Genomic DNA, 8,190 nt, shown 5'->3' on the forward strand with positions numbered 1-8,190 from the left:
GGACGTCACCGTCTCGGAGTTCCGTCAGACGGGCACCGGTACCGCCACCGTCACGGTCACCGTCGTCACGGACGGCACCGGGCCGGTGTCGGTCCACCTCGGCTGGTCCACGGGCGACGCCGCGGGTCAGCCGGGAGCCCCGGACGGTGCCGTCGAGGTCTTCCCGCGCAGCGGCGCCACCCAGTACACGGTGACCGCCCAGCACACCTTCCAGAACCGGAGCTGCTACTGGACGGTGACGGCGACGACCACCCCGGCCTCCGCCGACGGCGGCGCGTCCCGGCAGCTCCTCACCAGCCGGTGTGATCTGCGATGAGGGCGACGGACGAGCCCGCTCCGCCGCCCGGCGAGAGCGCCCGGCCCGGAGCCGGCGACGAGTACAGCGCCACGGTGCTGGGAAGCCACTGGTTCCAGCGCCCCGAACCGGACACCACGGTGACGGCGACCGTACGCGAGGTGTCCGGGGTGCGGGACGGCGGTACCCGGCCGGACCGGACCGAGGGGGCCGTGCTGCGGTTCGGCCCGGGAGTGCAGGGCGCGCTCGCGCGCCGGGCCGGCCGGACACCGCCCCCGGCACCGCCTCCCGTCCGGCCGCGACGGCCCGGTCCACGCCGGTACGCGCTGCCGGTTCTCGTCCTGCTCGCCGTCCTCGTCCTCCTGGCCTGGCAGCGGCTCGGTCCGGAGCTTGCGGTGCGCGGTGCGGCGGTCACGGCCCCGTCCGCCGCGGTGGCGTGCGACAGCACCGCGGACGTCGTGGGCACCGTCACCACCAATGGCCGCCCGGGCACCCTGACCTACCGCTGGACACGCAGCGACGGCACCTCGTCCGGCGTACTGCGGGAGGAGATGGCGCGGGGGCAGAAGGAGGCGCGGCTCCATCTGCTGTGGACCTTCGAGGGCCCGGGACGCTACGAGGCACGGGCGGAGCTGCGGATCCTGTCCCCCTCCGCCCGCACCACCACGGCCGACCTCACCTACGCGTGCCCCTGAGAACTGAGACCACCGGAGTCCCGCGGCCACGCCCGGCGGGGGCGCAGTTGCCGGGACCGGGCGAGCCGCCCGCGTCCCACCCGCCGGAGTACCGGCGCTGCGCGTCGGAGGGCCGCCACCGCACGTCGGAGGGGCGGCACGGCATGCCGGAGGGCCGAACGCCGATGTCGGGCCAGAGGCGCCGAATGTCCGTTCGAGGGCCGGAGGTACGCGCTCAGGGGCAGCGCACGACCTGTCCCGCATACGACAGGTTCCCGCCGAAGCCGAACAGCAGCACCGGATCGCCGGTCGACACCGCACCCTGTTCGACGAGCTTGGAGAAGGCCAGCGGGATACTCGCGGCCGACGTGTTGCCGGAGTCGACGACATCCCGGGCCACGACGGCGTTGACGGCGCCGAGCCGGCGGGCGAGCGGTTCGATGATCCGCAGGTTGGCCTGGTGCAGTACGACCCCGGCGAGGTCCTCGGGCGTCAGCCCCGCGTTCTCGCAGGCCTTGCGGGCGACGACCGGCAACCGGGTGGCCGCCCAGCGGTAGACGCTCTGCCCCTCCTGCGTGAACCGCGGCGGCGTCCCCTCGATCCGGACCGCGTGCCCCATCTCGGGCACCGAGCCCCACAGCACCGGGCCGATCCCCGGCTCCCCGCCGGGCGCGCAGGCCTCCACCACGGCCGCGCCCGCCCCGTCGCCGACGAGGACGCAGGTGGAGCGGTCGGTCCAGTCGGCCACCTCGGACATCTTGTCGGCGCCGACCACCAGCACCCGGCTCGCACCGCCGGCCCGTACCGCGTGGTCGGCGGTGGCCAGGGCGTGAGTGAAGCCGGCACACACCACGTTGATGTCCATGACCGCGGGCCCGGGCATGCCGAGCCGGGCGGCGACCCGGGCGGCCATGTTGGGCGAGCGGTCGATCGCGGTGGACGTGGCGACCAGGACCAGGTCGATCTCCGCGGGTGTGCGGCCGGCCGCCGCCAGGGCCTTGGCGGCGGCGTGCGCGGCCAGCTCGTCGACGGGTTCGTCGGGGCCGGCGATGTGGCGGGTGCGGATGCCCACCCGGCTCGTGATCCACGCGTCGCTGGTGTCGACCATGCCCGCCAGATCCTCGTTGGTGAGGACCCGGGCGGGCTGGTAGTGGCCGACGGCGGCGATGCGCGAGCCGATCATGGGTGGATCCCCCTCGTTTTCGGTTGCGGGATGCACCAGTCTGATCAGTGACTCACCGGTACGAGGGCAGGTGAAGCGACAGGAAACGCGCGTCGGCCTTGTCGGCTTCCGTCACCCGTCGAGGGGTGCTCACCCTCTTCCGGTCACCCGGTGAAGAGTTGTGTCGCCTTGCGTACGAGCTCGTACAGACCGTAAGTGAGCGGCACCCCGACCCACAGCCAGGAGAAGGCGATCAGGCCCCGGCGGCCGGGGCCAGGCGGACTCTGGCTGCTGTCGCCGGTCATCGGCGGCCTCCTTCGGTGACCCGGTGCCCGGGACGTGGTGACGGGGATGGACCGGCCGGACCAGTTCGTTGGCGACGAAGCCGACGACGAGCAGGCCGATCATGATGACCAGCGACAGCCCGTACAGGGACGGGCCGTGCCTGCCCGCCTCCTCCTGGCGGTCGGCGACCCAGTTCACGATCAGCGGTCCGAGTACACCGGCGGTGGACCAGGCGGTGAGCAGCCGGCCGTGGATGGCGCCCACCTCGTAGGTGCCGAAGAGGTCCTCGAGGTACGCGGGGACCGTGGCGAAGCCTCCGCCGTAGAAGGAGAGGATCACCAGGGCGCACAGCACGAACAGCGGTTTGGAGGAGTCGCCGAACAGCCGGATGAGCCCGTACATCAGCGCGCCCACGCCGAGGTAGACCCGGTAGATGTTCTTACGGCCGATGAGGTCGGAGGTGGTCGACCAGCCGATGCGGCCGGCCATGTTGGCCGCCGACAGCAGGGCGACGAATCCCGCGGCGGCCGTCGCCGACACCGGTGCGGAGGTCTCCGAGAAGAAGTCGGTGATCATCGGGGCGGCCTTCTCCAGGATGCCGATACCCGCGGTGACGTTCAGGGTGAGCACGAGCCAGAGCAGCCAGAACTGAGGGGTGCGCACCGCGGAACGGGCCGAGACCTGCGGCCCGGTGAGCGCGGCGGGCACGCCGGGCGCACCGGCCGCGCTCACCGGACGCGCGGTGCGCGGCACCCGCACCAGCACCAGCACCAGCACCACGCCGAGCAGCATGAACACGGCGTAGGTGAGCCCGTGCACGAGGAAGGCCAGCGCGATGCCAACGTTGTCGGAACCGAAGGAGTCGAGCATCTGCGCCGACCAGGGCGAGGCGATCAGCGCGCCGCCGCCGAAGCCCATGATGGCGATGCCGGTGGCCATGCCGGGGCGGTCCGGGAACCATTTGATCAGCGTCGAGACGGGCGAGATGTAGCCGATGCCGCCGACGAAGCCGTAGCCGAACACGATCAGCCAGTACTGCTCGGTGGCCGCGCCCAGCGCGGAGAGCAGGAAGCCGGAGGAGAAGCAGACCAGCGCGACGGGCATCGCCCAGCGGGGGCCCCGGCGTTCGACGAGGGTGCCGCCGAACGCGGCGGACAGACCGAGCATCACGATGCCGAGCTGGAAGGGCAGGGCGCTCTGGGTGCCGCTGAGGCCGAGCGCGGACTCGAGGGGCGGCTTGAACACGCTCCACGCGTAGGCCTGGCCGATGGACAGATGGACGGAGAGCGCGGCGGGGGGCACGAGCCCCGCGGCTCCAGCCCGGCGGTGCGACGGGGGGACTCATGAACCCACAACCGTAGGGAAGCGGCATGCCGTTGAGAAGACGGTTGAGCAGACAACCACCGGTACTGCACAAGGCCTTGCCGGGTTCACCTCCGGACTGCCACCTCCACGGCTCCACCGCGCGTCCCCCCGCCCCACCACGCGTCCCGGGCCCACCCACGGCCCGGCCCGACGGACGACCGGGGACGCGCACTCCGTGTGCAGGACAATGAGATCGTGGAGGTCAGGCCGCCGCACGGCACTCCGGTGACCCTCGACAACCTGTGTGTCGAGGGCCGCTTCGGCCACCGTCATGTGCAGAACCGGGACTGAGTGGAACTGGTAGGGACATGGGACGAGTCACGGAACGACGCAAGGTGCTCCGCATCCGGGACGGGGCGGTCTCCAGCCGGCCCGACACACTCGTCGCCGAGGAACCCCTGGAGATCCGGCTGAACGGCAAGCCCCTCGCCATCACGATGCGCACCCCGGGTGACGACTTCGCCCTGGCGGCCGGCTTCCTGGTCAGCGAGGGAGTGCTGGCGACCGCCCCGGACCTCCGGAACATCGTCTACTGCGCCGGGGCGACGGGTGAGGGAGGGGCGAACACGTACAACGTGGTCGACGTGAAGACCGCTCCCGGCGTGGTGATCCCGGACATCACGCTGGAACGCAACGTCTACACCACGTCGTCCTGCGGCCTGTGCGGCAAGGCCAGCCTGGACGCGGTGCGTACGACGGCCCGCCACCCCATCGCCGACACTCCCCCGCTGCGCGTGGAGCCGGAGCTGCTGGCGAGCCTGCCGGACCGGCTGCGCGCGTCGCAGCGGGTCTTCGACCGCACCGGCGGGCTGCACGCGGCGGCCCTGTTCGACGAGCGGGGCGAGTTGCTCGACGTACGCGAGGACGTGGGCCGGCACAACGCGGTCGACAAGCTGGTCGGCCGGGCCCTGCAGCGCGGGGACCTGCCGCTGTCCCGGACGGTCCTGCTGGTCTCCGGCCGGGCCTCCTTCGAGCTGGCGCAGAAGGCGGTCATGGCCGGCATACCCATGCTCGCGGCGGTCTCGGCACCCTCCTCGCTGGCCGTGGACCTGGCGGCGGAGACGGGCCTGACCCTGGTGGGCTTCCTGCGCGGCAGTTCCATGAACGTGTACGCGGGCGAGGAGCGCATCGCCGTACGGACCGCGGCCGCCGGGGCCTGACCGGCCCCACTCGCCGGGTATCCCGCCGCCGATCCGGAGCCCCATGGACCCGGATCGTCCCCAGCCACTAGCGTCCCTGAGCATGCCCGACGACACAGCCGGAGCACGACGACGGACGGGGACCGGGTTCGCCCTGGCCCTGGCCCTGGCCGTGACGCTGGTTCTCGGAGCCGTGCTGGTCACCGGCCGGCCGGACGACGACCGCCGGGCGGACGACGACGGCTGCCGGCCGCGTACGGTCGCCTCCTGGGCCGCCGACTCCGCCCTCACCTCCGAGTTCGCCCGCTACGGCGACGACGCCGGCCGTACCGACGACTGGACCGGCGGCGACGGCACCCACTCGGTACGGCTGCCCGACGGCCGGCTGCTGTGGCTGTTCTCCGACACGTTCCTGGGCCGGGTGCACGGCCCGCCGAACCCGGCCGGCGAGTCGTACACCTGGCGGGACGCGGCGGCCCCCCTCGTGCGCAACTCGGCCGTGCTCATGCGCGACGGCCGGCTGGAAGGCACCCTGCCCGCCCCGCTCTTCCCCGACCCGTCGCCGGACCGGTGGCGCTGGCCGGTCGCCGCCCGGGTCGAGCCGCGCTCCCCCGGCTCGTCCGAGCAGGTCCTGAAGATCCTGCTCTGGGTGCGCCAGACCGCACAGCATCCCTGGATCTACGGTGTGCCCACCGCCACCGAGGTCGCCACGCTCTCCCTGCCCGACCTGCGCCCGGAGTCGATCGTGACGGTGCTGGACCAGGAGCGGGTCGCCGACCCGTCCCGGCGGATGCTGTTCGGGACCACCCTCGTCGAGGAGGACGGCTGGACGTACGTCTTCGGCGGTGACGACGGCCGCCCCGCGGCCCGCCCGGCCTCGCACGCGTATGTGGCCCGGGTCCCGGACGGCGGGCTCGCCGACCCGGCCGCCTGGGAATACTGGAACGGCTCGGCCTGGCAGACCCGGGCCCGCCCGGAACCCGTGCTCGGCGACGGGCGGCGCACCGGGGTGGGCAGCGCCTTCTCGGTGGCGCGGGAGGAGGGGACGTACGTCCTGTTCACCATGGCCACCGGCGCCAAGGGGCTGACCACGGTGGCGTCGTACTGGGCCTGTTCCCCGACCGGTCCCTGGCACGGCCCGGCGCACGAGCTCACCCCCGCGCTGCCCGACGCCGGGACCGCCGCCTACAACCCGCAGACACACCCGGAGCTGAGCGAGGACGGCCGGCTGGTGATCAGCTACGACGTGAACTGGCTGGAGACGGGCGGAGCCGCCGCGATGCTCAGCCGGAACGTCTCCCTGTACCGGCCCCGGTTCGTGACCGTACGACTCGCTCCGGGACGGTGACCCCCTCGGCCTCCTCGCCCTCCCCGACCGCCTCCACGGCGTCAGAGGTGTCCTCCACCGGGGCGTGCGAACGGCGCTTGGCGATCACCGCGCAGACCATCAGCTGCATCTGGTGGAACAGCATCAGCGGCAGCACGGCGAGCGAGGCCTGCGCCCCGAACAGCACACTCGCCATGGGCAGCCCCGCTGCCAGCGACTTCTTCGAACCGGCGAACTGGATCGCGATCCGGTCCTCCCGGCCGAATCGCAGCGCCTTGGCCCCGTACCAGGTCAGCAGCAGCATCACGGCGAGCAGTACGGCCTCCACGGCGAGCAGTCCGCCGAGCCGGGCGGGGCTCACCCGGTGCCAGACGCCCGCCACCATGCCCTCGCTGAACGCGGTGTAGACGACGAGCAGGATCGAGCCCCGGTCGACCAGCCCCAGCACCTTGCGGTGCCGGGCGACGAACCCCCCGATCCAGCGGCGCAGCAACTGCCCGGCGACGAACGGCACCAGCAGCTGGAGCACGATCCTCGCCACCGAGCCGCCCGAGAAGCCGGAGAAGCCGCCCCCGCCGCCGCCCAGCAGCGCCGCCGCGAGCAGCGGGGTGAGGACGATGCCGGCCAGCGAGGAGAAGGAGCCGGCGCAGATCGCGGCGGGCACGTTGCCGCGGGCGATGGAGGTGAACGCGATCGACGACTGGATGGTGGACGGGACGAGGGTGAGGAAGAGCAGGCCCTGGTACAGCGGGTCGGTCAGGAGCACCGGAACGAGTCCGCCGGTGGCGAGTCCCAGCGCCGGGAAGACGAGGAAGGTGCAGGCCAGCACGGTGACGTGGAGCCGCCAGTGCTTCAGTCCGTCCAGTGCCTCGCGGGTGGAGAGCCGGGCGCCGTAGAGGAAGAAGAGAAAGGCGATGGCGCCCGTGGAGGCGCCGGAGGCGAGGTCCGCGCCCGTGCCGCGGGCGGGCAGCAGCGCGGCGAGGCCGACGGTGCCGAGCAGCAGCAGGACGTACGGGTCGATCGGTATCCAGCCCGGCCGGTGCAGGCGTTTCACGGTGCTCCACTTGCTCGTACCCACGCTTCCGCGCACGCCCGCTGTGCCGGGGCCGTGCCCTGCCCATCCTGCTTCCTGCCCGCTGTGATCGGGAATCCGGTACACCGCTCTCACTGTCATCGCGTTCCCCGATCACCATGGTTACGCTGGCGTCGTGTACGACCCGACGCAGTTGCGCACATTCCTTTCGGTGGCGCAGACGCTGAGCTTCACGCAGGCGGCTCGTCGGCTCGGGCTGCGTCAGTCGACGGTCAGCCAGCATGTGCGGCGGCTGGAGGAGGCGACCGGGCGGCAGTTGTTCACCCGGGACACGCACTCGGTCGAACTGACCGAGGACGGCGAGGCGATGCTCGGCTTCGCGCGGCGGATCCTGGACGTGCACGAGCAGGCGGCGCAGTTCTTCACCGGCACCCGGGTGCGCGGGCGGCTGCGGTTCGGCGCGTCGGAGGACTTCGTACTGACGCGGCTGCCGGAGATCCTCGAGCGGTTCCGGCACGAACACCCGGAGGTCGATCTGGAGCTGGCCGTCGAACTGTCGGGCATCCTGCACGAGCGGCTGGCCGCGGGCCGGCTGGACCTGGTACTGGCCAAGCGGCGGCCGGAGGACTCGCGGGGCGAGCTGGTCTGGCACGACGAGCTGGTGTGGATCGGCGCACCGGGTCTGCGGCTGGACCCGCACCGGCCCGTGCCGCTGATCGTCTACCCGCCGCCGGGCATCACCCGGGCGCTCGCCCTGCGGGCGCTGGAGCGGGAGGGCCGTCAGTGGCGGATCGTCTGCACCAGCGGCAGCCTCAACGGGCTGCTCGCGGCGGCACGCGCGGGCCTGGGCGTGATGGTGCACTCGCGCGGGCTGATCCCGCCGGGGCTGGTGCGGATGACGGAGCGGGCC

General features: G+C 72.8%; 6 protein-coding genes and 3 pseudogenes. 6 read left to right on the forward strand and 3 right to left on the reverse strand.

Translation table 11 applies throughout. The annotated features are described in order from the left end of the window. A pseudogene (locus B9S61_RS40785) lies at window positions 1-316 on the forward strand (serine/threonine protein kinase); the annotation flags it as partial. After that, on the forward strand, window positions 313-990 hold the full coding sequence (locus tag B9S61_RS11460) for a hypothetical protein (protein WP_103542165.1): 678 nt from the start codon (window positions 313-315) through the stop codon (window positions 988-990). The pseudogene B9S61_RS40785 and the gene B9S61_RS11460, both read left to right, overlap by 4 nt. Window positions 991-1,204: 214 nt before the next feature. Here the strand turns inward: B9S61_RS11460 and B9S61_RS11465 are convergent, their stop codons facing one another. Both B9S61_RS11465 and B9S61_RS11470 read right to left on the reverse strand, forming a co-directional pair. Further along, window positions 1,205-2,152 (reverse strand): beta-ketoacyl-ACP synthase III, encoded by a 948-nt coding sequence (locus B9S61_RS11465; protein WP_103542166.1) that lies wholly within the window; start codon window positions 2,150-2,152, stop codon window positions 1,205-1,207. 255 nt (window positions 2,153-2,407) lie between these two features. Next, window positions 2,408-3,761: pseudogene (locus B9S61_RS11470) on the reverse strand (OFA family MFS transporter); the annotation flags it as partial. A gap of 191 nt (window positions 3,762-3,952) precedes the next feature. Here B9S61_RS11470 and B9S61_RS42240 point away from each other — a divergent pair. From B9S61_RS42240 to B9S61_RS11480, 3 genes and pseudogenes are all read left to right on the forward strand, one after another. Beyond that, a pseudogene (locus B9S61_RS42240) lies at window positions 3,953-4,072 on the forward strand (Fe-S-binding domain-containing protein); the annotation flags it as partial. A 17-nt stretch (window positions 4,073-4,089) separates the two neighbouring features. Beyond that, on the forward strand, window positions 4,090-4,941 hold the full coding sequence (gene fdhD, locus B9S61_RS11475; RefSeq protein WP_103542168.1) for a formate dehydrogenase accessory sulfurtransferase FdhD: 852 nt from the start codon (window positions 4,090-4,092) through the stop codon (window positions 4,939-4,941). Between the two features lie 82 nt (window positions 4,942-5,023). Next, on the forward strand, window positions 5,024-6,268 hold the full coding sequence (locus B9S61_RS11480; protein WP_103542169.1) for a DUF4185 domain-containing protein: 1,245 nt from the start codon (window positions 5,024-5,026) through the stop codon (window positions 6,266-6,268). Here B9S61_RS11480 and B9S61_RS11485 read toward each other — a convergent pair. After that, the gene (locus B9S61_RS11485; protein WP_258039628.1) at window positions 6,204-7,301 is read right to left on the reverse strand and encodes a bile acid:sodium symporter family protein; all 1,098 of its coding nucleotides are present in this window, start codon (window positions 7,299-7,301) and stop codon (window positions 6,204-6,206) included. The genes B9S61_RS11480 and B9S61_RS11485 overlap by 65 nt on opposite strands. A gap of 154 nt (window positions 7,302-7,455) precedes the next feature. On the opposite strand from B9S61_RS11485, the gene B9S61_RS11490 reads away from it, so the two are divergent. Further along, the coding region (locus B9S61_RS11490) for a LysR family transcriptional regulator (protein WP_103542170.1) at window positions 7,456-8,190 on the forward strand (735 nt) is incomplete at its 3' end.

Source organism: Streptomyces sp. SM1 (assembly GCF_002910825.1).
In the GTDB taxonomy this organism is placed as follows: domain Bacteria; phylum Actinomycetota; class Actinomycetes; order Streptomycetales; family Streptomycetaceae; genus Streptomyces; species Streptomyces okerensis.

Coding starts and splice junctions, on each gene's coding strand:
- B9S61_RS11460 (WP_103542165.1), top strand. CDS start 313: ATGAGGGCGACGGACGAGCCCGCTCCGCCGCCCGGCGAGAGCGCCCGG.
- B9S61_RS11465 (WP_103542166.1), bottom strand. CDS start 2,152: ATGATCGGCTCGCGCATCGCCGCCGTCGGCCACTACCAGCCCGCCCGG.
- B9S61_RS11480 (WP_103542169.1), top strand. CDS start 5,024: ATGCCCGACGACACAGCCGGAGCACGACGACGGACGGGGACCGGGTTC.
- fdhD (WP_103542168.1), top strand. CDS start 4,090: ATGGGACGAGTCACGGAACGACGCAAGGTGCTCCGCATCCGGGACGGG.